Genomic DNA, 958 nt, shown 5'->3' with positions numbered 1-958 from the left:
GCCAGTTCAATAAAACAACGTATAACCAGGTATCTAAAATTGGTTTTCTGAAAGAGGCGCTAGCAGATACTTTTTCATCGCTATTTGGAAAGCTAGGTGTGGCTGAGACACTGATAACGAAGGTCGCGCCGGATATGGCGCACTATTGGTATGAAGATACCTATTTTGGCAGCGATGTCAGGCATAGGCTAATGGTTGAACTGCAGGAAGCGCTTGATAATCAGGATGATGTGATGATTGTGTCGCACAGCCTAGGGTCGATGATCAGCTATGACGTGTTGTGGAAGCTGTCTCATTACGGCGAGTATAGACACGACTATGGTGCGGACAAGAAGGTCAACTTATTGCTTACGCTCGGGTCACCGTTAGGCGATGAAAACGTAAAAGATAGGCTAAAAGGGAGCCGCTTGAAAGATGAGAAGAAGTACCCTTTAAACATTCAGCAATGGATAAACATAGCGGCAGAAGATGATTTTATCTCTCATGACAGCAAAATTAGAAATGACTTTAAAGATATGCTCAAACTGGGTCTGATACCCGGCGGAATGAAAGACATCCACCCAATCTATAATCTCAATATTCGCAACGGAAAAGGCAATCCGCATGCTTCCATCGGTTATCTCATCAACCCTAAACTCATCACAGTACTGGATGAATGGCTCTCTAGTTGATTTGGTTTACCATCGTCAATTGTTAGCTGCTTGTTCGTTGGAACGCAGATAAAACAAGGCCTCGCGATTGCGAGGCCTTTTTGTGTTCCGACTAAAACTAAATATTAATCGAGGTTAACGAAAGCTTGGGATAATCGCTGGAATCCCCGGAAGAAGGCCAACCAATGCCATTACACCACTTAGCACAATAAACATAATGCCAGGCAACACCCAACGGCTCATTTTACTCAGTTCACTACTGCGTTCTTTACAACCGACTAAGCCTAAGTTATCCAACAGCATGGTGA

Annotated in this window: 2 protein-coding genes; one reads left to right on the top strand and one right to left on the bottom strand. The window is 43.8% G+C overall.

Translation table 11 applies throughout. The features are described 5' to 3' along the window. Positions 1 to 671: hypothetical protein (locus tag AB4496_RS16710; RefSeq protein ID WP_372131408.1), on the top strand; the 671-nt coding region annotated here is incomplete at its 5' end. Between the two features lie 114 nt (positions 672 to 785). On the opposite strand, the gene AB4496_RS16705 is transcribed toward AB4496_RS16710, so the two are convergent. Further along, positions 786 to 958: DUF3360 family protein (locus tag AB4496_RS16705; protein WP_372131410.1), on the bottom strand; the 173-nt coding region annotated here is incomplete at its 5' end.

Source organism: Vibrio sp. 10N.222.46.A1, from assembly GCF_041473595.1.
GTDB classification, from domain to species: domain Bacteria; phylum Pseudomonadota; class Gammaproteobacteria; order Enterobacterales; family Vibrionaceae; genus Vibrio; species Vibrio tasmaniensis_A.
This window is presented reverse-complemented; position numbering and strand designations above follow the sequence as displayed.